A 20493-nucleotide genomic window follows, 5' to 3' on the forward strand; every position below is an offset into this window, starting at 1 on the left:
ACCGTGATGAATGCGAGGCGCTCATGGAGCTGCGTCAGGTGCTCCACTTCGTGGGCGTGGCCGAGGAACTGCACTTCGGACGCGCCGCCGAGCGGCTGCACGTCGTACAGCCGACCGTCAGCCAGCAAGTGCGGCGGCTGGAGCGTGAGTTGGGGCTTGCTCTGTTCGACCGCACCACGCGCACCGTGGTGCTGACCTCGGCGGGCCGGACCTTCCTGCCGTACGCCCGTGCCCTGTTGCGGGCCGAGCGCGCGGCGGTCGAGGCGATGGCGGTCCTGCGCACCGAACAGGATTCGACCCTGCGGCTCGGCACCAGCGTCGGTCTCGGCACCCGCCTGGACGCCTTGCTGACCGCGCTCGCCGAGCGGGCCCCCCGGCTCGCGGTCGAGCTGGTCAGCGTGGACCGGGCGCCCCGGCTCCAGCAGGTTCGCGCGGGAGAGCTGGACGCGGCCCTCGTCCGGGGCGTCGACCACAGCCAGGACCTGGAGCTCCTCCCCCTGTGGCGGGACGCCCTGGTCGTGGCCCTGCCCGCGCACCATCCCCTGGCAGCACAACAGGAGGTTGCCCTCACCGACCTGGCGGCCCTGCCCCTGCGCATCGCGTCCCGGGAAGCCAACCCGCAGCTGGTCGACACTGTCGTCGGCGCCTGCCGGACGGCCGGATTCGAACCCGTCATGGGTCCCGCCTTCACCACCGACCAGGACACCCTGGCCGCCATCGCCTCGGGCAGGCCGAGCTGGACGGTCTACTACGCGGCCCAGGCCCGGCTCCAGCCGGCTCCCCGCGTCGCCTTCCGGCCGTTCACCGCTCCCGCCCCGGCCGTCCGGACCTGTCTGGCCGTACGCCCGGATCCCCCGTCCCACCGGCTGACCGCGCTCCTGGATGCCTGCGTCGAACTGGAGCGGACCGAGCCGGAGCGGACCGAGCCCTCCGAGTACCCGTAGGCGTCAGAGCCTGATCCAGTTCCTCATGGCGCGTGCCCGCTCGGTCCGGAGCGTGTCGGGGTCCGTGGTGTCGGCGATGTCGGCGGCCCAGGCGATGTGCCCGTCGGGCCGTACGAGCACTTCGGCGGTGCCGTCCAGCCCAGGGCCGGGGGCCGCGCACCGTGCGGTCACCGCCGTGACGTACTCCGGGGCAGCGAAGTCGGCGGGGGCGGCGGCCAGTTGGAGCAGTACGGGCCGTCCGTCGTGGAGCAGTTCGTAGGTACGGATCCGATGGCCGTCCTGGAGCGTGAGGGGGACGTCGGGCATGCGGTGGCCTGTCATCGGGTGTGCGGTGGGGCTGGTGGGCGGGTAGACGGTGTCGAGTGCGGAGAGGTGCCCGGCGAGGTGCCGGTTGACTTCCGGAAGGCCGAGGAGCGTGTCGAAGAGGGCGCACAGCAGCTTCGCGGGTCGGCGGTAGCGCTCGACCAGCGGCAGTTCGACGAGGAGCGTCTGGGCCTCGGTGCGTTCGGTGACGGCCCGGCCGACCGGGCGGCGTTCGGCGTCGTACGTGTCGAGCAGGCCGGGTGCGGCCCGGCCCCGGACGCACGCCGCCAGTTTCCAGCCGAGGTTCATCGCGTCCTGGAGGCCGGTGTTGAGCCCTTGGGCGCCGACGGGGAAGTGGATGTGCGCGGAGTCACCGGCGAGGAGGAGCCGGCCTGAGCGGTAGCGCTCGGCGAGGCGGGTGGCGTTGCCGAAGCGGGACAGCCAGGTCGGGTCCCCGATGCCGCAGTCAGTGCCGCACACGCCGAGGAGTGCGGTACGGAACTCGGCGAGGGTGACCGGTGCGGTGGAGGGGACCCTCATGCGCTCGGGGTCCATGACGACGAACCGGGTCAGGCCGGGTTCCAGCCGGGAGACGAGGACCCCGTGCTGCCTGGCGCGGTCCAGGTCCGCGTGGTCGGCGGTGGCGAAGTCGCCCACCATGGCGGTGAACGACTCGTCGGTGCCGGGGAAGGCGATGCCGGCGGCGCGGCGGACGGTACTGCGGGCGCCGTCGCATCCGGCCACGTAAGCGGCCCGGACCGTGGCCGGGCCTGCCGGGCCTGCCGGGCCTGCCAGTCCTGCCGGGCCTGCCGGGCCTGCCGGGCCGCGCAGTTCCACCTCGACGCTGTCGTCCTTCTGTTTCAGCGCGGTCACCTCGTGTCCCCGGTGGATGCGGACCCCGAGCTCCCTGGCCCGCTCCTCCAGCAGCGCTTCGGTCCGCGACTGGGCGAGGAGCAGGGCGTACGGCTGCGGGGAGACGAGCGAGGAGAAATCGAGGGGGGTCCGCAGGGTGGCGGCGAACTGCCAGCCGGGCACGGTGCGGCCGGCCGCCAGAAACCGTTCGGCCAGGCCGCGTTGGTCCAGCAGCTCCAGGCTGCGCGGATGCAGGTTGAGCGCACGCGAGTTCCGCTGCGGGCGCGTACGGAGCTCGACGACGTCCGTCCGTACGCCGGCGAGCGCGAGCTCGGCCGCGAGCAGCAGGCCGGTGGGTCCGGCACCGACCACGAGCACCTCGGTCTCTGGTTCCACGCGTGTCTGCCTCACTGCGCATCGGCCTCACTTCCGGTGGCGGGTGGCTCACTTCCGGTGGCGGGTGGCTCTCGCGCTACGTGGGCTCGGACCGTTTGCGGGCGATGGTCAGGCCGTCGGCCACCGGCAGCATCACGGACTCGACGCGCGGGTCGGCCCGCACCCGGGCGTTGAACTCGCGTACGGCGCGGACGTTTCCGGTGGCGTGGGGCAGATGGACCTGCCCCTGCTGGAGCACGTTGTCGGCGATCAGCAGTCCGCCGGGCCGCAGCCGGGGCACGAGGAGGTCCCAGTACCGGCAGTAGTGGGGCTTGTCGGCGTCCAGGAAGACCAGGTCGATGTCGCTCCGTGCTGGCAGGGCCGTCACGGTCTCCAGCGCGGGGCCGATCCGCAGGTCGATGCGGTCCTCAACTCCCGCCTCCCGCCAGGCGGTTCGGGCGACGGATGTCCACTCTTCGGAGATGTCGCAGGTGAGGACGGTCCCGCCGGGGTGCAGTCCGGTCGCCAGGGCCAGGGTGGAGTAGCCGGTGAAGGTGCCCACCTCGACGATCTTCCGCGCGCCCACCAGACGTGCGAGCAGGGTCAGCAGGGTGGCCTGCTCGTGCGGCACCCGCATGACGGCCGCCGGACCCAGGGCGCGCGTCTGTTCCTCCAGCCACCGCTGGGCCGGGGTCTGGGGTTCGCCCTGGCGCACCAGGTAGTCGTACAGCTCGTGGGTGAGCGGAATGGTCTTGAAGTTGTCGTGCAGGGCTTCGGACACCTGGGTGCTCCTCATGCGTGAGTCGGTGGCTCAGGGGCAGCTTGTCGAGAGGAAGAGCCGTGGAGGAAGAGCTGTGGGAGGAAGGGCCGTGGAGGGAAGGGCCGTGGGAGGAGAAGCCGTGGGGGGAAGAGCCGTGAGACGCGTACTGGTACTGGGCGAGTTCCGGGCGGACCGGCTGGTGCCTCCGCTCCTGCGGTCCGGTGCACAGGTGACGGTCCTCGGCTTCACGGACCTGACGGGCTTCCTGGACCCCCGGGTGACCTGCGCACCGCTGCCGAAGGAACTGACCGAGGAGGCGCTGCGCGTACTCATCGACGCACACCGGGCGGACACCGTGGTGGCCGGTATGTCCTCCCCCGGCCAGGAGCAGATGCTCACGCTGTACGCCAGGACCGGCCGTTCCGTCGGTGGCGGACGGATGTCGCTGCACTCCGAAGCGTTCGCCACCCTGGCGTGCGACAAGGTGGCCCTGCACCGGGAGGCGGCCCGGCGCGGCTGGCCCGTACCGGCCGGAGTGGTGTGCGAGCAACCGGCGCAACTCATCGGTGCTGCCCGGCAGTTGGGGTTTCCCGTGCTGGCGAAGGAAGCACGCAGCGAGTCCTTCGCGGGCCGGCACTTCGTCCGCGAACCCGCCCGGCTCACGGCCCTCGGCACCTCGCTCACGTACCCCGTACTGCTGCAACAGGCCCTCCAGGGCGAGGAGTTCGCCGTCGAGCTGCTCACTCTGCCCACCGGCACCGTCCGGTGGCCCGTCACCGCGCTCGGAACCCTCGACGGCGACTGCGCCCCGGGTCGGCGGGCCCGGGTGCAGCCCGCTCTCCTGCCCGGCCCGGCCCGTCTCGCGCTGGACGCCCTGGTGCGGGACATCGTCGAGACCTCCCGTCCGGTGGGGCCCTGGCAGCTGGACTTCGCGGTCACCCGTGCCGGACGGCTCCAACTGATCGAGATCAACGGACGGTTCGGCGGAGTGTCCAACATGAGCTGGACCAGCACAGGTACTGATCCGCACCGCGCCCACGCGGAAGCCGTGCTGCACGGCCGGCTGCCGGAGCACACCCGCGCCGTCCGCGCCGCACTGGAGCTGCCGGTGCCGAACGGCACGACGCTGCCGCCGCCCCCGGCCGGCACGACCCTGTCGGCCTTCACCGCCAACCCCGGCTACCCCGGTCCCCGCACCTCCGGATTCCACCGCGCGGTACTCGCCACGACGCCCGCCCGCGCCGCCGACGTACGCGAATGGCTGGACCGGCTGCCCGCCGGAACCCTGCTGCCGCCCGTCGAATCCGCCATCGCCCGGCTGGAGCAGGGCCTGGCGGCCCTCAGTGCGCTCAGTCCACTCAGTGCGCTCAGTCCACTCAGTGCACTCAGTGCGGAGGAGTCTGCGCCGGACCCGAGTGCGGCCGCGACTGCAGCGGTCCCCCGGCCCACGCGGCCGACCCGGCGCACAGATCGGTGATGAGTTTGCGGGCCCGGCCCGCGATCACCGGCGTGACGCCGTGGATCAGCTGCGTCCCGTACACCAGGGTGGTCCCGGCCGGCGGGTGACAGACCCAGCGGGTGGCGGCGATGGCGTCGAGGGAGACCGGTCCCGACCTGGCGGTGATCTCGTGCACCAGCCGGGTGCCCGGCTCGAAGATGTCGTCGGCCTCGGTCAGCCGGTCGGTCCACAGTTCCTCGCACGCACTGGTGTCGAGGTAGAACTCCCCGCCGCTCTCGGCCTCCTGGAGGTTGAACACCACCCGGCCCAGCCGGACGGGGCGCTCGTCCGGGTCACCGAGGCCGTGCACGTGCGAGCGGATCCTGTCTCCGGGTTTGAGGTCGTGGTACAGCCAGGGGGCGACGGAGTCGGCGGACGGGAAGGCCCGGCGGATGACGGGCATCGCCCGGTCGATCGCGCCCGACAGGATCTCCTGCACGGCGTCGGGCGGCGCGAGCCCCTCGCTGGGCCGGGCCGGAACCCAGCCGGTGATGGCCAGCTGGTCATCGACGATCTTGGTGACCTGGGCGGTCTCTTCGGGGGTGAGGAAGCTCTCGATCGTCTGAACGGCCAGGGTCTCGGACGTGTTGATCACTTCTGTGCTCCTCTCGCGGGTTCGTACGCCCGACTCATTGCAGTGCCGACCCTCCAGGACGCCAAGGGCGGCCGAGCGGGCGCGCAAGCGCACTGGCCGTCCGCCGCGAGCGCACGACCCGGCGCCGGGAACGGGCACGTGCCCCCGTGCGCCCCGCCGATGCCTCGCGGGGGCCGGTACGCCACTACCTCATGACCCGGGTACGGCCGGTTGCCTCTTGCGGCCGGTACGTCACCCCTGGGCCGCCCACCGGCCGAGGGTGAATCCGCCGCCCTCCTGCCGGACTTCCACGGCGCCCGCCCCGCCGAAGTGCGCCGGAACCAGCAACTCCCGCTCTGTGGCGGCTCGTTCGAGGATCCGGCGACGGCTGGCCACTGCCTGTTCCGCGTTCAGGCAGAAGCAGCTGTTGCAGGAGGGGTCGAGGATCTGCACCGGGCTGTGCAGCAGGTCGCCGACGAAGACCGCCCGGTCGTCCCCGGAGGCGAGCCGCAGTACGGACGAGCCGGGTGTGTGGCCCGGCGCGGACTCCAGGGTGAGGTTCTCGTCTATGCGGTGGGCGCCGTCCCACAGGACGCTCAGCCCGGCCCGGTGAATGGGCGCGATGCTGTCCTCGTACATCAACTGGTCGTCCGGTCGGCCGGTGCCGCCCCCGTATCCGTTGTCCGGGCCGTAGTGGAAGTCGTCGGCGGCCGGGATGAGGTACTGGGCGTTGGGGAACGCAGGCTCCCAACCCCCCTCCGTACCCACGGTATTGCCGCCGACGTGATCACCGTGGACATGGGTGTTGACGACGACGTCGACGTCCTCCGGCCGGATGCCGGCCCTGGCAAGACCGCCCAGGAGATCGCCCTGCCAGTGGTGGAACATCGGCGACCCCGGCCGCTCGCGCCCCATCCCCACCCCGGTGTCGATCAGGACGGTCCGCCCGGAGCTGCGCAGCACCCAGCTCTGCACCGCGCCCGCCGCACTGTCGCTCTCCGGCTCCCAGTGGTGCGGCGCCAGCCACTCCTCGTTGTCCTGCCACAGCTCGGCCCGCGAGTCCGGAACCAGGCTGCGTGCGGGCGCGAACGCCCCCTGCCACTCGACGACCCGGACGACCTCGACATCACCGAGCACGAGACTCGGCGCGCTCGCGCTGCTCTGACTGCTCACGTTGCTCTGCGTGCTCACATTGCTCTGCGTGCTCTCGCTCTTCGTGCTGCTCTCGCTCTTCATGTCCTCGACCCTAGGAAGAGCGAATGAGCTTCTCAATGCCCGCTCGACTCAATCGAATACGCATCCGTCTCACTCTTGATGTCATGGGTATCCTCGCCCGATGGATGTGGTGAGCGACGCGGTCTCGGCGGTACGCATTGGGCGACCGTCATCGAACCGGGTGCGGGTGAGCGGGAGCTGGTGCACACGGCTGGACCCGTACGACGGTGCGGGCTTCCACGTAGTACTGGAGGGAAGCTGCTGGCTGCTGCCCGACGGCGGCCCGCCGCTCTCGCTCGGCACGGGTGACGTGGTGCTGCTGCCGCACGGCACGGGACATGTGATGGCCGACGCGCCCGCCGACGCGGCGACCGTGGAGCAGGCCGTGCCGTTCGAGCGGTGGCTCGACGGGACCGGACCTCAGCTGCCCCGAGCCGCCTCCGGCGAGATGCGGATGCTGTGCGGCAAGTACCGGCTCGACCGCAGCCGCGTACATCCGCTGATGGCAGAGCTGCCGGAGGTGGTCCACCTGCCGAACAGAGTGGGCGCCCACCCCGAACTGCGCGCCGCCGTCGACCTGTTGGGCCACGAGCTGAGCACCCAGGGGCCCGGTTCCTGCCTCGCGGTGCCCAGCCTGCTCGACCTGCTTCTCGTCTATATGATCCGCTCCTGGGCGACCCAGGACACGAACGGCACCTGGTCCGCCGTACTGGGCGACCCGGTGGCGGCCGCCGCCCTGCGGGCGGTGCACTCGGACCCGGCCGCCCCGTGGACCAACGACCGGCTGGCCGCCGAGGCGGGCGTGTCCCGTGCCACCCTGGCCCGCCGGTTCACCGCCTTGGTCGGCCGCCCGCCGATGGCGTACCTCACCTGGTGGCGTCTGACGTTCGCCGCCACCCTGCTCCGCGACACCCCCGACCCGCTGGCCGCCGTCGCCCGGCAGGTCGGATACGGCACCCCGTACGCCCTCTCCCATGCCTTCAGCCGCGAATTCGGCATGACTCCGGGTCAGTACCGGACAGGGGCGGCGGCGGGAACGGATCAGAGCACCACGCGATAGTGGGTCGTCAACCGGTGCTCGTCGTCCAGGACGTGGAACGCGAGACCCGGCGGCTGCTCGCGGTCCGCCGCCCGTTCCCCCTCCCAGGGCATCCGCAGGGTCCACGTCACGGCGGGACCCACGACGAGCGGGCGGCCCGCGAAAGTGGAGGCGGCGGCGGTGTGGGCGTGGCCGGTGAGGACGGCTGCGACCTGGGGGTACGCGTCGAGCAGGGCGGCCAGGTCGGCGGGGTTTTCGAGCCGGCCTGCGTCCGGGAGCGGGTGGTGGAGCACGACGGGCGGCTGGTGGAAGGCGAGGAGCGCGGGGGTCTCGCGGGGCAGGGCGTCGAGGGTGGCGGCGATCCAGCGCAGCGTCCCCGCGTCGAGACGGCCCTCGTCCCGGCCGGGGACAGTGACGTCGCACATGAGGATCGCGGTGCCGTTGATGTGGTGCACCTGATGGACGGGAGCGCCTCCGGCCGCGCCGTCGGACACGGAGAGGCCCTTGCGGTAGGCCGCCCGTACGTCGTGGTTGCCGGGGCACGGAAGCACCGGGAACGGGGCGTCGAGGATGCGGGCTGCCTCCTCGTACTCGGCGAGGTCGCCGTGGTCGGCGATGTCCCCGGTGACCAGGACGGCGTCCACCGGCTGCGGCAGCGCGCGCAGGTAGTCCATGACGCGCACGGCGCGTTCGGTGGCGCGTGCGCTGCCGTCCAGGTGCAGGTCGCTGATCTGGGCGAGCAAGGTGCTCATCGTTCGGGACCCCTCCCTCTTCTTCCTAATGTCCCTAATGGAAAATAGCTTGTTTCCCATTAGGGACCGTAAGCTACCCGCCGGGCATGATCAAGAGGTACGAGTACAGGTACGCGTACGGACGAAGGGCGCGCAGTGGAGCGGTACTTGGCGTTGGAGCTGGCGAGCACCATTCGGCACGACGGGGACGGCGGCGTGGCCGACGACCTGGCCGACGAACGGGGCGCGCAGCGCTGGATCCACGCGGTGGGCGAGGGGGACTTCACCGATACGGAGTCCGTACGGGCGGCACGGAGCGAGCTGGTCGCACTGCGCCAGGCCGTACGGGCCCTGTTCGCGCGGGCGGTGAGCCCCGCACCGCCCAGCCCGGCGGACGCAGGCCGGCTGCTCCCCGTGGACGAGGCCCTGGCACGCCTGAACACCGCCGCCGCACGGGAGCCGATCGCGCCTCAACTTGCCTGGGCGGACGGCGAGTTCCCCACGACACGCCTCCTGACGACGGAGCCCGACCCTCTCGTACGGCTCACCGCCGCCCTGGCCCGCGACGCCATCGACTTCCTGGCCGGGCCCGAACGCGACCGCCTGCGCGCCTGCACCGCCCCGCGCTGCGTGCGCTACTACCTCAAGCGCCACGGCCGCCAGGAGTGGTGCAAGCCCTCCTGCGGGAACCGCGCCCGGGTGGCCCGCCACTACGAGCGGCAGCACGGCACGGAGTAGCGGTGGGCAGTGCGCCGATGCCGCCGACCGGGCGTCCGGTGCTGTGGGATGGTGAGTGCGTGAACCTGGAAGACCTCGTCCGGCTGCGCCGGGCCCGTGACCGGATGGACCGCGACTACGCGCAGCCGCTCGACGTTCCCGCGCTGGCGCGCGACGCCCTCATGTCGGCGGGCCACTTCTCCCGCAGCTTCCGCACCGCTTTCGGGGAGACCCCGTACAGCTACCTGATGACGCGCCGGATCGAGCGGGCGAAGGCGCTGCTGCGGCGGGGCGACCTGTCGGTGACGGATGTGTGCTTCGCGGTCGGCTGTACGTCGCTGGGGTCGTTCAGCTCGCGGTTCACGGAGCTGGTCGGCGAGAGCCCGAGCGCGTACCGGGCCCGCAGCCATGAAGCGGGCGCCGCCGTCCCCGCCTGCATCGCCAAGATCCACACGCGACCGGTCAGGAACGGAGAAGCCAGATCCGGTCCCCCGCCCCTAGCGTGAAACCCATGGAAACCAACCGCACGAACACCAGCCAGTCGGACTCCAGCCAGCCGGTCACCAGCCAGTCGGTCACCAGCCAGTCGGACATCAGCCTCTCGCAGTGCTTCATCGCCGTCGACGACCACGACAAGGCGCTCACCTTCTACCGGGACGTCCTCGGTCTGGAAGTGCGCAACGACGTCGGGTTCGAGTCGATGCGCTGGGTGACCGTCGGGTCACCCGCACAGCCGGACGTGAGCATCGTCCTGGAGCCGCCGCTCGCGGACCCGAACGCTTCCCTGGCGGACCGCCAGGCCGTGGCCGAACTCATGGCGAAGGGCCTGCTGCGCGGCGTCATCTTCGCGACCGAGGACTGCGACGCGACCTTCGAGCGCATCAGCAAGGCGGGCGGCGAGGTGCTCCAGGAGCCGGTCGACCAGCCCTACGGCGTCCGTGACTGCGCGTTCCGCGACCCCGCCGGGAACATGGTGCGCTTCACCCAGCCCCGCCGGCCGTAGGTCCCGGCCGAACCGGCCCATGCCGTCGCGGGCACCTCCGCGACGGCATGGGGCGTTTCAGGCAGCGTCGCTGCGGAGGACGACGAGCTGCTGTGTCGCGCGGGTCATCGCGACATAGCGGTCCACGGCCCCCTCGACGCCCTCGCCGAACGCCTCCGGGTCGACGAGGACGACCAGGTCGAACTCAAGCCCCTTCGAGAGCGACGGGGTCAGTGACCGGACGCGGGGCGTCGCCCGGAAGTGGGGATCGCCGATGACGCAGGCGATCCCGTCGGGGTTCGCACCGAGCCAGGTGTCGAGGACCGAGTCCAGTTCCGTCACGGATCCGTGCACGACCGGAACGCCGCTGCTGCGGATGGAGGTCGGTACGTTGGCGTCCGGGAGCGCGGCCCGGATGACCGGCGCGGCCTCGGTCATGACCTCTTCCGGCGTGCGGTAGTTGACGGTCAGGGAGGCCACGTCGATCCGGTCGATGCCGACCCGCTCCAGCCGTTCCCGCCACGACTCCGTGAACCCGTGCCGGGCCTGCGCCCGGTCGCCGACGACGGTGAAGCTCCGGGACGGGCAGCGCAGCAGCAGCATCTGCCACTCGGCGTCGGTCAGTTCCTGGGCCTCGTCCACGATGACGTGCGCGAACGGACCGGCGAGGAGGTCCGGTTCGGCGGTGGGCAGCGCGTTCTCGTCGACCAGGGAGGCCTTCAGGTCCTGCCCGTGCAGCATCCCCAGCGCGCCCTCGCTCTCGTCGATCTCGACGTTCTGCAGCAGGCTGTCCATGACGTCGGCCCTGCGGGCGAGTTCGGCGGCGACGGCGGTCTCGTGCCGCTGCTTGCGCACGGACGCCTCCGGGTCGCCGAGCCGCTGCCGTGCCGCGTCCAGGAGCGGCAGGTCGGACACCGTCCAGGCGTGCGGGGCGTCCTTGCGCTGCAACTTCCGTACGTCGTCGGCGTCGAGCCAGGGAGCGCACTTGCGCAGGTAGGCGGGTACCGACCAGAGGTCGCCGACCAGGTCGGTCGGCTCCAGCATCGGCCATGCCCGGTTGAGGGTCCCGATCAGTTCCCTGTTCTGGAGCAGCGACCTCCGGAGCAGCTCGGGCGAGACCGCGCCGTCCCCTTCGCCGTCCTCGTCGTCCCCGTCCTCCCCGTACTCGTCCTTGTGCTTGTCCATGAGGATCGTGAGCAGTTCCTCGCGGATCTGGTCGCGGGCCTCGTTGTGCGGAGTTCCCGGTTCCACCGCTGCGAAGGCGGCGGACCAGTCGTCGGCGCTCAGCCAGACGTCGGACCAGTGGGTCGAGACCGTCATCCCCTTGGTGGGCGGCTCCTCGTAGATGCCGACGGCCGGCTCGATTGCCTTCACCATGTCGGCGGAGGACTTCAGACGGAGCACGTCCGGGTCGGTCTCGACCGCCGCTCCGGCTCCCTCCTCGACGAGGTCCCGCAGGATGCAGGTCTGTACGCCCTCCTCGCCGAGGCTGGGCAGGACGTCGGCGACGTAGTCCAGGTAGGGCCGGTGCGGGCCGACGAACAGCACGCCGCCCCTGCGGTGGCCGAGCCGGGGGTCGGCGTAGAGGAGGTAGGCGGAGCGGTGCAGGGCGACGACGGTCTTGCCCGTGCCGGGACCGCCGTCGACGACGAGAGCGCCGCGGGATCCCGCGCGGATGATGGAGTCCTGGTCGGACTGGATGGTGGAGAGAACGTCCCGCATCCGGGCCGACCGGTTGCTGCCCAGGCTGGCGATGAAGGCGGACTGGTCGTCGAGCGCGGCATGCCCCTCCAGCGCGTCGGCGGTGAACACCTCGTCCCAGTAGTCGCTGATCCGGCCGCCGGTCCAGCGGTACCTGCGGCGGCTCGCCAGCCCCATCGGGTTGGCGTGGGTCGCCGCGAAGAACGGCTCGGCCGCGGGCGAGCGCCAGTCGACGAGCAGTCGGCGCCCGGTGCTGTCGGTGAGGCCCAGACGTCCGATGTACACGCGCTCGGTGTCGTCCGCACCGCCCTTCTGGACGACGTGCCCGAGGCACAGGTCAAGACCGAAGCGGCGCAGGGTGCGCAGCCGGGCGGTCAGACGGTGGATCTCCGCGTCCCGGTCCATCGCCTCGCGGCCGATGCCACCGGGTGCCTTGCGGATCTCGTCGAGGCGGTCGGAGAGTTCGGTGATCGACTCCTCAAGGCTCGTCGCTATGGCCTCGAAGTGCTTCTCGTCGCCGGCGATCAGCGTCGGGGCGGCCTTGGCGGCGAGACGGTCGGGCAGGTGGAACGCGCTGGTGGTCAGAGCGGTCGTGTCAGCAGCCACACGCACTTCGTGAATCTCCCATTTCCGCAGGTACAAGCGTTAGGCCAGTGATTGTGCGGCATGGTGGGGGCCTTGCCGCAAGGCCCCCAGTGCGTTATAAGTTAAGAGTGGCAGGAGGTGGGTACTCCCTCTGCCGCCCCTCCACCAGCCGCTCTCATGCGCTCAGCTGGTTCCCACCTGGTTCATCCGCTCACATCGGCAGTGATCGCAGGCGCACCGCACCCTCCGGCCAGTCCGCGTCGCCGCGCAGCGGTGTCCACATGGTCCGCAGCGGCATGAGCACGATCCGTTCCTGCGGCTGCTCGACCCGGACCTCGCCGTCGACCGCGCGCCAGCCGAGCTTCTCGTACAGCGCGACGAGCGGCGGCCTGCAGAAGAGGAGCGCCCGCTCGGGGCCCATGGTCCGCGCGTGCTCCAGGGCTGCCCCGACCACCCGTCGCGCCAGCCCCTGCCCCCGTACGTCGGCCGCCACGGCCACCCCGCCGACGCCGACCACCTCCGTGTCCAGGCTGCCGACCGAGAGCGGCAGCCTGCGCAGCCCGGCGTGCGCGACGAGACGCCCGTCGGCCTGCACGAGGCCGAAGTGCTCTTCCTTGGGAAGCCAGGTCAGCCCGGCGTCGGCGACGCCGAACGGATCGGCGCCGTCGCCGAGTATCTGCGCCAACTCGGCCTTCGCATAGCGATCGAGCCGCTGGACGGTGAGAGCGGGAGAAGGGGAACCGGTCGAGAGATCATCAGTCATGACCCCATCATGCCGGTGCACTTGGAGAGTTCCATGTGCTCGGTGTGCCTGTGCAGGTCCAGGCTGCTCGTGCCCGGGGCCGCCACGTCCGGGGGTGAGCGCGCGTGACCCATCGCCTCTGCTCGTCTGGAACTCACGCCGGGTGAGGTGTTGTTGTCCGCGGACAACAAAAGTGCGGACAACAGACCTGCCGAGCAGGGCTATTTGCCCTTTTTTGTCTGTTCCGCCGCTTCCCTGGCGAGGGTCGCGTACTGACGGAAGAGGACGGGGCGGGCCGCGTCGTGTTCGCGTGCGTCCAGGGCCGCCCAGCAGCGGGCGACAAGACTGCGGGCCTCGGTGCCCGGCCAGGGGGTGGGCAGCAGTTCGGGCGGGAGCAGCGGGTCGGGTTCCGTCGCGCGGGACAGCTCGGCTGCCAGCTCGACGGCGGTCGTGAGGAGTTCGGCCGGGGTGAGGTCGGCGGGGCCGGTGAGACGGGCGAGGCGGGGGCGGGTGAGGCGGGCCAGGCGGTGGTAGCGGTCGGCGATCTCCTGCTGGGGCCAGAGGGCGCGGGCCAGTTCGACGGGGTCGCGGGGCGTGGTGCCTCTGCGCAGGTCCGTCGTGGTGAGGAGGGTGAGCGCGTCGAGTACGCCGAGCCTGCGGGCCGCGTCCTCGACATACGGCTCCCAGGCGTTGGCGCAGACGTACAGCCCGCCCTGGAGCGGTGCACCGCCGAGCCGTACGAGGGTGTCGCGCAGGGTGTCGCGGGCCGCCCGGTCCGCCTCGGGCACCGCGAACGCGACCAGGTGCCAGCTGCCGTCCCAGGGGGCGAGCCCGGCGTCCTGCCGGAAGGCGTGCCGGAGGAAGTCGGCGTTGGGCGCGAGGGCGCGGACCGTGTCCTCGGTGGCGTGCAGGCGCGCCTTGCGGCCTCGTCCCTCGTGACTGAACCGGCCTTCGGCGACGAGCCGTTTGATGCACAGCCGCACCTGCTGGTCGCTCATGCCGAGCACGTCGGCCACCGCGTACAGCTCCCCCGCGTCGACCGTGCCGTCCTCGCGGATCAGGGCGTGGACGAGCAGGCGGGTGGGGACTTCGATGTGCTCGGCGGGGGCGACGTGGTCGGCGGGGGCGGGCGTGGGCATGTCGGTCAGTGTCCTCTCCGGGGTTCCTGCGGCACGGCCCGGTGCATCGTCGTCACCGCGCCGAACCCCAGCAGCCTACGGAGGTACGGCGTCCGCTCCGTCCGTACGGCCGTGAAGCCGCGCCTCTCGTACAGCACTCGGGCACGCGGGTTCACGTCGATCACGTCGAGCCGGATCTCCCGGCAGCCGTGCTCCGCCGCGACGGCCGCCACCTCCTCGATGAGCAGGCTGCCGACACCCCTGCCCCGCACCCGGGCGTCCACGGCGATGCCGTCCATCACCAGCTGCCCGGCGGCGGGACGGCGCGTGAACAGCGCGAGCAGTACGACCCGGTGCAACCCGCGCACCCAGCCGTACGTACGCAGCACGTCGGAGGCGGAACCCCCGATCAGCGCCCGGCCGCCGAGCTGGTACCCGGCGAGGCCGACGAGCTGTCCGTCGAGGAGCGCACAGACGGCGCGGTCGGTGTCGAGACGGGCGGCGAGGAAGGGGATCGCCTCGGCCGGCGGGTTCAGCGCCGGTCCGAGCTTGCGTCCGAAGGCCTCCCAGTAGAGCTCGGCAGCCCGCCGCTCGGCACCGGCGGGGAGGCTGCGCCGGAGGTTGAGGTCCGCTGTATCCATGACAGTGAAACTATCACCTTCTCGTCGACCGTTCTAGATGCGATAGTTCTTGGGTTCGGTCCACCTTCGGGAAGGAATCCGCCCCATGCAACGACCCCGCCTCCGCCCTCACTTCCGCCCTCACTTCCGCCCCCTCCGCCTCGCCGCCTGGTCGCTCGCCGTGCTTCTGGTCGCCGCCGCCGTGCTCGGCGGAGTGGTGCTCCGGCAGCACTCGTACGACATGGACGAACAGCGCGTGACCGTCCGCCACGGCGGGCACACCCTGCACGGCGTGCTGGCCACGCCCCGGGACGGTCGCGCACGGCACGGCCTGGTGGTGTTCGTGCACGGCGACGGGCCGGTCGACGCCACCCACGACGACGGCTATCGACCCCTGTGGGAGGCGCATGCCAAGGCCGGTTACGCCTCCCTCTCCTGGGACAAACCCGGCGTCGCGGGTGCGCCTGGCGACTGGCTCGGCCAGTCCATGGACGACCGGGCCGACGAGACCGCCGCCGCGATCGCCTGGGCCCGTACCCGCCCTGATGTCGACGGCGACCGCATCGGCCTGTGGGGTGCCAGCCAGGCGGGGTGGGTGCTGCCCAAGGTCGCCGCACGGACGCGGATCGCCTTCGCACTCGCCGTCTCGCCCGCGGTCAACTGGCTGCGACAGGGCCGCTACCACCTCCTCGCCGAACTGCGCGCCGACGGCGCTTCGGCCGCCCGCACCAGGACCGAGGTCGAACGGAGCGACGCCGTCCGCCGACTGCTGGCGCGCCGTGCGACCTTCGAGGAGTACGCGGACACGATGAGGGATCTCGGCACCAACGACACGATGACGGCGGCCCGTTGGGGCTTCGTCACCAGGAACCACACGGCCGACGCCACCCGGGACCTGCGCGCCCTGCGCGGCATACCGGTGCTGCTGACCCTCGCGGACCAGGACCTCAACGTGGACACCGCCGAGACCGAGGCCGTCTACCGCAGGGAGCTGACCGCGGGAGGCGGAGTGACCGCAGGAGGCGGACTGACCGCAGGAGGCGGACTGACGGTCGACCGGTATCCCGACGCGGCACACACCCTCGTCAAGCAGTCAATCGAGCAGTCGGACACCAGGACCGCCCTCACCGCCCTCTTCGCACCCAGGGCGCTCTTCGCGGACGGATTCCTGGACCGGCAGCGGGAGTTCCTGCGGAGGCCAGAGTCAGTCGCGAACGCCGCAGTGTCCGGGTGGAGCGGGGGCTACGGGCGCCAGTACAGCGCCGGATCAGGAAGGTTGTCGAAGCCGAGGGCACGGTAGAGCGGCTCACCCTCGGCCGAAGCGTACAGATCGACCCGGGCCGCGTCCTGTTCCCGGAACCAGTCGAGCAGCCCCCGCATGACCGCCCGGCTGTGACCGCGCCGACGGTGTTCGGGGTCGGTGACGACGCCGAGGACGTGCCCGGTCCGGCCGTTGTGCAGGTGCGGCCCGGGGAGCCGCTGCTCGATGGTGCCGATGCCACAGGCGGCGAGACGACCGCCGGGGTGGGGTTGCACGACCAGGATCCGTACGGTGTCCGACGTCATCTGCTCCTTCAGTACGGCAGCCAGCGCGTGCCGCCAATCCCCGTCTGCGGACGGGGGGTTGAAGAACTCGCCGCCGAGGTCCTCGAAGAGCAGCGCTCGCAGCCGTACGAGCTCCGGAACGTCGTCCGCCGCCGCCTGCCGCACCTGCGTCTGCACCCGCTCCGTCCGCATCATGTAATAACCCTAGGCCGATGGGGACGCTTACGAAACCCCTTCGGTCCCAGGCGTCTTCCCCCGCGTCTCCGCCGACACCCACTCCAGGTACGCCGGGCTGCCCGCCGTCACGGGTACGGCGATGACCTCCGGGGTGTCGTAGTCGTGCAGCTCCCCGATGCGTCGTGCGAGCTCCTCCACCAGGTCGCCGCGCGTCTTGAAGTCGATCCGCCACTCCTGCGCCCGCTCGACCGCGCCCTGCCACCGGTACACCGACGAGACGGTGAACACCTGCGCACAGGCGGCCAGTTGGTCCTCGATGATGTCGGCGGCCAGGGCGTGCGCCTTGTCCTCGGCGTCGGTGGTCGTGGTCAGTACGGCGTAGGCGTGTGCGCAGGTGTGTACGCAAGTGTGTGCCGGATCTGGGTTCGTCGTCATGACGCGAGCGTACGCAGCGGCTCAGAGCCCATCGCTCCCGCCGTTCCCGTCGCTCCCGCCATTTCCGTCACGCCCGCCGCATCCGACCCAGAAGGCGTCGAGGGGTTGCGGCGTGGCGGCGGCGATGAGGCGGCGGGCCGTACGGTGTGCCTTGTCGGCGGGTTCGGTGACGTTGCCCAGCGAGTGGTTGGCCACGGCTCCCTCGTAGATCAGGAGCAGTTGGTCCACCAGGAAGCCGGGGTCGGGCGTGCCCGTCGCCTCGGCGAGGGCGAGCATCCGGCGGCGCAGGGCGCGCTTGTGCTGGGTGACGACCGTACGGGCGAGGCTCGTCGGACCGGCGAGTTCGAACTGGGCCTGGACGAAGGCGTTGCTGCGCATCCCGCCCGCAGCGGCATCGGCCCAGTCCCGAAGGGCGTCGAAGACGGCCAGCAACTGGGCGCGCGGATCCGGGCCCGCCGTCTCCGTACGCGCGTCGAGCGTGAGCCGCCACCGCGTCTGGCGGCCGTCGAGGTAGGCGAGGAACGCTGCAGTGTTCACGGGGCCTCCGTGGGCCTGCGAAGACGTCGGCGAAGGAGTCGGCGAGTAACTCGGCTTCGGGGCAGGGGGGTTGGGGCACGCCAGAGTGACGGAGTCGGAGTGCGGCAGCGCGCCGTGCCTGATCGCGTGGCCGGCGTTGACCCCGTACAGCAAGTCCTTGATGACCAGGGCCGCACGGCGGAGGGGAGCATGCATGAGCAACGGTTCCTTCCTGGGTGTCCAGCAGGGAGGGGGTGCTAATGGGTATACTTGACTTTCTCTCATTACGCTAGCATGGAGTAAGGCGTGAAGGTACTTTTTTCGAATTACGCAATGGGTGCGGGTGTGGCCACCGACCTCGTCAACACCTCAGCCCTCGTGTGGCGCACTGCGGGAGAAGTCCTCACAGGACCGGCCGAGTTGGCGGCGTTCCTCGCCGAACACGACGTACGGCTCGACGCGCTGCCCGCGGGCGGCCTGCCGACGGACGACGACCTCGCCCAGGTGCTCGAACTCCGTCAGGAGACGCGCGCACTGCTCGAACTCACCAGTGAGGACGAGGTGGTTGAGGGTGCGAACAGGCTCGTCCGCCGGGCATCAGCAGGCCTGGCCCTGCTCCGGGACGGAGAGGGGGCCGGAGAAGGGAAAGGGGAGGGAGACCTTCAGTGGTACGTCACCACCGCGCCGAACGCCTCCGTCGCCGACGAACTCGCCGTCCTCGTGGGCACCGGGCTGCTCGGCGTGCTGCACACCCTCAGCCACGAACGGTTCCGGTACTGCGCCTCACCGGTGTGCGAGGGAATGTTCGTCGACACCAGCAAGGCTGGCCGCCGCCGCTACTGCATGCCGGGCCTGTGCGGCAACCGCCAGCACGTCGCCAACCACCGCGCCCGCCAGCAGCGGAGCTGAGCGGCCCGGCGGAGGACAGTCGCCGGCGCCGGTGACACCAGTCCCACGACAAGCGTCAACGCGGCGGGGGCCGTCGCCCCCGCCGCGTTGAAGGTCTCCGCGCGCTCAGCCGCTGAGCCGTTCAGTCGTTCAGCCGTTCAGCCGTTCAGCCGTTCAGCCGTTCAGCCGGAAACGGAGCCGGCAGATCACCGCGTCGGTGTCCCGGCGCACCGCGTGCGCGACGACCGCGCCGCGCTGGTTCTGCAGGAGGCGCTGCCACAGGTGGGCGGGCTCGACCTCCGGGATGAGGACGGTGATACGGGTACCGGGTTCGGCCTCGGCGAGCTTGTTCGCGTACGAGGCGAGGGGCCGGCCGAGCGTACGGCGCTCGGAGGCGATCCTGACCAGGGGGACGCCCGGGTTCCACAGGGCCCAGTCGCGTTCCAGCGCCTCGATCTGGGCGTGGTCCTCGGGGTCGGAGTGGCAGACGGTGACCGCGTGCACCTCGTCGCCGAGCGAGACCGCCGCCCCCAGCGCCTCGCCGGTGAGCCGGTTCAGGGAGGAGACGGGCACCAGTACCAACGAGCGCGTACGGCACGGCACTTGCGGGATGCGGCCGACTTCGAGGCGGGCACCGATCCGCCCGTACGCACGGTGCACCTGCTCGAACAGCACCATCAGCAGCGGCAGCGCGACCACGATCAGCCAGGCGCCGTCATGGAACTTCGTCGCCGTGACGACGACCGCGCTCACGCCGGTGAGGAGCGCGCCGAAGCCGTTGAGGACCGCCTTGCCCGCCCAGCGCGGGCCGCGCGCCTTGCGCCAGTGCAGGACCATGCCGACCTGCGCGACGGTGAAGCCGATGAAGACGCCGATCGCGAAGAGCGGGACGAGGGTGTTGGTGTCGCCGCCGGAGAAGAGGAGGAGGGCGGCGGACACGGCGGCGAGGGTGAGCACGCCGTGCCGGTGGACCTGGCGGTCGGCCTTGAGTCCGAAGACGTGCGGGAGGTAGTTGTCGCGGGCGAGGAGTTTGAGGAGTACGGGGAGGCCGCCGAAGGAGGTGTTGGCGGAGAGCGCGAGCAGGGCCATGGTCGCGAACTGGACCAGGTAGAAGGCCCAGTTGTGGCCGAGCGAGGCATCGGCCAGCTGCGCCAGGACGGTGACGCCCTCGACCGGCTGGAGACCGAAGCGGGAGATGAGGACGGACAGCCCGATCAGCATCACCCCGAGCAGCACGCCGAGTGCGACCTCCGCGCGCTGGGCACGGCGGGCCGCGGGGGCGCGGAAGGAGGGAACCGCGTTGGCTATCGCTTCGACGCCGGTGAGGGCGGAGCAGCCGGACGCGAAGGCCTTCAGCAGGAGCAGCGCGCCGACGGTCGTGGCGTTGTCGGCGAGCACGGAGGCGTGGCCTGCCGAGGCCTCGACGGAAGCCGGGGCGTCGCGGAAGAGCCCGACCACGACCATGGTCAGGATCGAACCGACGAAGACGGCGGTCGGCACGATGAACGCACGGGCGGAGTCGACGATTCCGCGCAGGTTCACGGCGGTGACCAGGACGAGGACGGCCAGGCACAGCCACACCCGGTCCGCGTAGAGGGAGGGGAAGGCGGAGGTGAGGGCGGCGACGCCCGCGGTCACGGCGACGGCCACGTTCAGTACGTAGTCCAGGACGAGGGAGGCCGCGGCGACCAGGCTCGTACGCGCTCCCAGATGCGTCTTGGCCACCGCGTAGCTTCCGCCGCCGTCCGGGAAGGCGGCGATCACCTGCCGGTACGAGGCGACGAGCACGGCCAGGAGCGCGGCGATGCCGAGGGTGACGGGGAGCGTGAAGCCGAGCCCGTACCCGCCTGCGGCGGCCAGGACCAGGACGATCGCCTCCGGCCCGTACGCCACCGAGGCCATCGCGTCGAGGGAGAGGGCGGCAAGACCGGTGAGGGTGGTCAACTTGTGCCGCGAACCGCGATCGGCCTCCGCGGTCCCGGCGATCCCGACAGTCCCCACGGTCCCGACAGTCCCGGCACTCCTGGTAGCCCCGGCCGTCCCGACGTTCTCCGCGCTCCCGACAGTCCCAGTAGTCCCTACGATCCTGGCACTCCCGGTATCCCCGACCGTCCCAACGAGCCCGGCCGTCCCAACAGCCCGGGTAGTCCCGATCGTCCCGACGGCCTCCGTGCTT

Annotated in this window: 21 protein-coding genes; 8 read left to right on the forward strand and 13 right to left on the reverse strand. The window is 71.4% G+C overall.

The window, feature by feature from the left end; translation table 11 throughout:
• Nucleotides 1–23: 23 nt before the first annotated feature.
• A complete protein-coding gene (locus ACH4SP_RS01220) occupies nt 24–944 on the forward strand; it encodes a LysR substrate-binding domain-containing protein (RefSeq protein WP_398408093.1) in 921 nt (306 codons plus the stop codon).
• Between the two features lie 3 nt (nt 945–947).
• Here the strand turns inward: ACH4SP_RS01220 and ACH4SP_RS01225 are convergent, their stop codons facing one another.
• Together ACH4SP_RS01225 and ACH4SP_RS01230 are read right to left on the reverse strand one after the other, a co-directional pair.
• Nucleotides 948–2495, reverse strand: a complete 1548-nt coding sequence (locus ACH4SP_RS01225; RefSeq protein WP_398408094.1) for an FAD-dependent monooxygenase — start codon at nt 2493–2495, stop codon at nt 948–950.
• A gap of 76 nt (nt 2496–2571) precedes the next feature.
• Nucleotides 2572–3270, reverse strand: a complete 699-nt coding sequence (locus tag ACH4SP_RS01230) for an O-methyltransferase (protein ID WP_398408095.1) — start codon at nt 3268–3270, stop codon at nt 2572–2574.
• A 118-nt stretch (nt 3271–3388) separates the two neighbouring features.
• Between ACH4SP_RS01230 and ACH4SP_RS01235 the strand changes: the two genes are divergently transcribed.
• Complete coding sequence (locus ACH4SP_RS01235; protein ID WP_398408096.1) at nt 3389–4711, forward strand: hypothetical protein; 1323 nt, start codon at nt 3389–3391, stop codon at nt 4709–4711.
• Here ACH4SP_RS01235 and ACH4SP_RS01240 read toward each other — a convergent pair.
• Together ACH4SP_RS01240 and ACH4SP_RS01245 are read right to left on the reverse strand one after the other, a co-directional pair.
• Complete coding sequence (locus ACH4SP_RS01240; protein ID WP_398408097.1) at nt 4620–5327, reverse strand: hypothetical protein; 708 nt, start codon at nt 5325–5327, stop codon at nt 4620–4622. The genes ACH4SP_RS01235 and ACH4SP_RS01240 overlap by 92 nt on opposite strands.
• A 231-nt stretch (nt 5328–5558) precedes the next feature.
• Nucleotides 5559–6542, reverse strand: a complete 984-nt coding sequence (locus tag ACH4SP_RS01245) for an MBL fold metallo-hydrolase (RefSeq protein ID WP_398408098.1) — start codon at nt 6540–6542, stop codon at nt 5559–5561.
• Nucleotides 6543–6642: 100 nt separating this feature from the next.
• Here ACH4SP_RS01245 and ACH4SP_RS01250 point away from each other — a divergent pair, with 100 nt between their 5' ends.
• Nucleotides 6643–7581: an AraC family transcriptional regulator gene (locus ACH4SP_RS01250; protein WP_398408099.1), complete on the forward strand. Its 939-nt coding sequence runs from the start codon at nt 6643–6645 to the stop codon at nt 7579–7581.
• On the opposite strand, the gene ACH4SP_RS01255 is transcribed toward ACH4SP_RS01250, so the two are convergent.
• Complete coding sequence (locus ACH4SP_RS01255) at nt 7563–8312, reverse strand: metallophosphoesterase (RefSeq protein WP_398408100.1); 750 nt, start codon at nt 8310–8312, stop codon at nt 7563–7565. The genes ACH4SP_RS01250 and ACH4SP_RS01255 overlap by 19 nt on opposite strands.
• A gap of 135 nt (nt 8313–8447) precedes the next feature.
• Between ACH4SP_RS01255 and ACH4SP_RS01260 the strand changes: the two genes are divergently transcribed.
• From ACH4SP_RS01260 to ACH4SP_RS01270, 3 genes are read left to right on the forward strand one after another with little or no spacing between them, the layout of a single operon-like run.
• Nucleotides 8448–9029, forward strand: a complete 582-nt coding sequence (locus ACH4SP_RS01260; protein WP_398408101.1) for a CGNR zinc finger domain-containing protein — start codon at nt 8448–8450, stop codon at nt 9027–9029.
• A 59-nt stretch (nt 9030–9088) separates the two neighbouring features.
• Nucleotides 9089–9514: a helix-turn-helix transcriptional regulator gene (locus ACH4SP_RS01265; protein WP_398408102.1), complete on the forward strand. Its 426-nt coding sequence runs from the start codon at nt 9089–9091 to the stop codon at nt 9512–9514.
• A gap of 5 nt (nt 9515–9519) precedes the next feature.
• Nucleotides 9520–10011 (forward strand): VOC family protein, encoded by a 492-nt coding sequence (locus ACH4SP_RS01270; protein WP_398408103.1) that lies wholly within the window; start codon nt 9520–9522, stop codon nt 10009–10011.
• Between the two features lie 57 nt (nt 10012–10068).
• Here the strand turns inward: ACH4SP_RS01270 and helR are convergent, their stop codons facing one another.
• The 4 genes from helR to ACH4SP_RS01290 form a co-directional block, all read right to left on the reverse strand.
• On the reverse strand, nt 10069–12297 hold the full coding sequence (gene helR, locus ACH4SP_RS01275; RefSeq protein ID WP_398408104.1) for an RNA polymerase recycling motor ATPase HelR: 2229 nt from the start codon (nt 12295–12297) through the stop codon (nt 10069–10071).
• Between the two features lie 190 nt (nt 12298–12487).
• A complete protein-coding gene (locus ACH4SP_RS01280) occupies nt 12488–13039 on the reverse strand; it encodes a GNAT family N-acetyltransferase (protein ID WP_398408105.1) in 552 nt (183 codons plus the stop codon).
• Nucleotides 13040–13239: 200 nt separating this feature from the next.
• Nucleotides 13240–14157 (reverse strand): PaaX family transcriptional regulator C-terminal domain-containing protein, encoded by a 918-nt coding sequence (locus ACH4SP_RS01285; protein WP_398408106.1) that lies wholly within the window; start codon nt 14155–14157, stop codon nt 13240–13242.
• Nucleotides 14158–14162: 5 nt separating this feature from the next.
• A complete protein-coding gene (locus ACH4SP_RS01290) occupies nt 14163–14777 on the reverse strand; it encodes a GNAT family N-acetyltransferase (RefSeq protein WP_398408107.1) in 615 nt (204 codons plus the stop codon).
• Nucleotides 14778–14862: 85 nt separating this feature from the next.
• Here ACH4SP_RS01290 and ACH4SP_RS01295 point away from each other — a divergent pair, with 85 nt between their 5' ends.
• The gene (locus ACH4SP_RS01295; RefSeq protein WP_398408108.1) at nt 14863–16056 is read left to right on the forward strand and encodes an alpha/beta hydrolase family protein; all 1194 of its coding nucleotides are present in this window, start codon (nt 14863–14865) and stop codon (nt 16054–16056) included.
• Here ACH4SP_RS01295 and ACH4SP_RS01300 read toward each other — a convergent pair.
• From ACH4SP_RS01300 to ACH4SP_RS01310, 3 genes are read right to left on the reverse strand one after another with little or no spacing between them, the layout of a single operon-like run.
• Nucleotides 15999–16496 carry a GNAT family N-acetyltransferase gene (locus tag ACH4SP_RS01300; RefSeq protein WP_398408109.1) on the reverse strand — a complete coding sequence of 166 codons (498 nt, stop codon included), beginning with the start codon at nt 16494–16496 and terminating at the stop codon, nt 15999–16001. The two genes, ACH4SP_RS01295 and ACH4SP_RS01300, sit on opposite strands and share 58 nt — an antisense overlap.
• Before the next feature lie 27 nt (nt 16497–16523).
• A complete protein-coding gene (gene cutA / locus ACH4SP_RS01305) occupies nt 16524–16913 on the reverse strand; it encodes a divalent-cation tolerance protein CutA (RefSeq protein WP_398408110.1) in 390 nt (129 codons plus the stop codon).
• A 21-nt stretch (nt 16914–16934) separates the two neighbouring features.
• Nucleotides 16935–17450, reverse strand: coding sequence for a hypothetical protein (locus ACH4SP_RS01310; RefSeq protein ID WP_398408111.1), 516 nt, complete (start codon nt 17448–17450; stop codon nt 16935–16937).
• A 312-nt stretch (nt 17451–17762) separates the two neighbouring features.
• On the opposite strand from ACH4SP_RS01310, the gene ACH4SP_RS01315 reads away from it, so the two are divergent.
• On the forward strand, nt 17763–18338 hold the full coding sequence (locus ACH4SP_RS01315) for a CGNR zinc finger domain-containing protein (RefSeq protein ID WP_398408112.1): 576 nt from the start codon (nt 17763–17765) through the stop codon (nt 18336–18338).
• Nucleotides 18339–18491: 153 nt separating this feature from the next.
• Here ACH4SP_RS01315 and ACH4SP_RS01320 read toward each other — a convergent pair whose 3' ends face one another.
• A complete protein-coding gene (locus tag ACH4SP_RS01320; RefSeq protein WP_398408113.1) occupies nt 18492–20318 on the reverse strand; it encodes an APC family permease in 1827 nt (608 codons plus the stop codon).
• Nucleotides 20319–20493: the final 175 nt, after the last annotated feature.

The sequence above is a fragment of the Streptomyces sp. NPDC021093 genome (assembly GCF_044333135.1).
Taxonomy (GTDB): Bacteria; Actinomycetota; Actinomycetes; order Streptomycetales; family Streptomycetaceae; genus Streptomyces.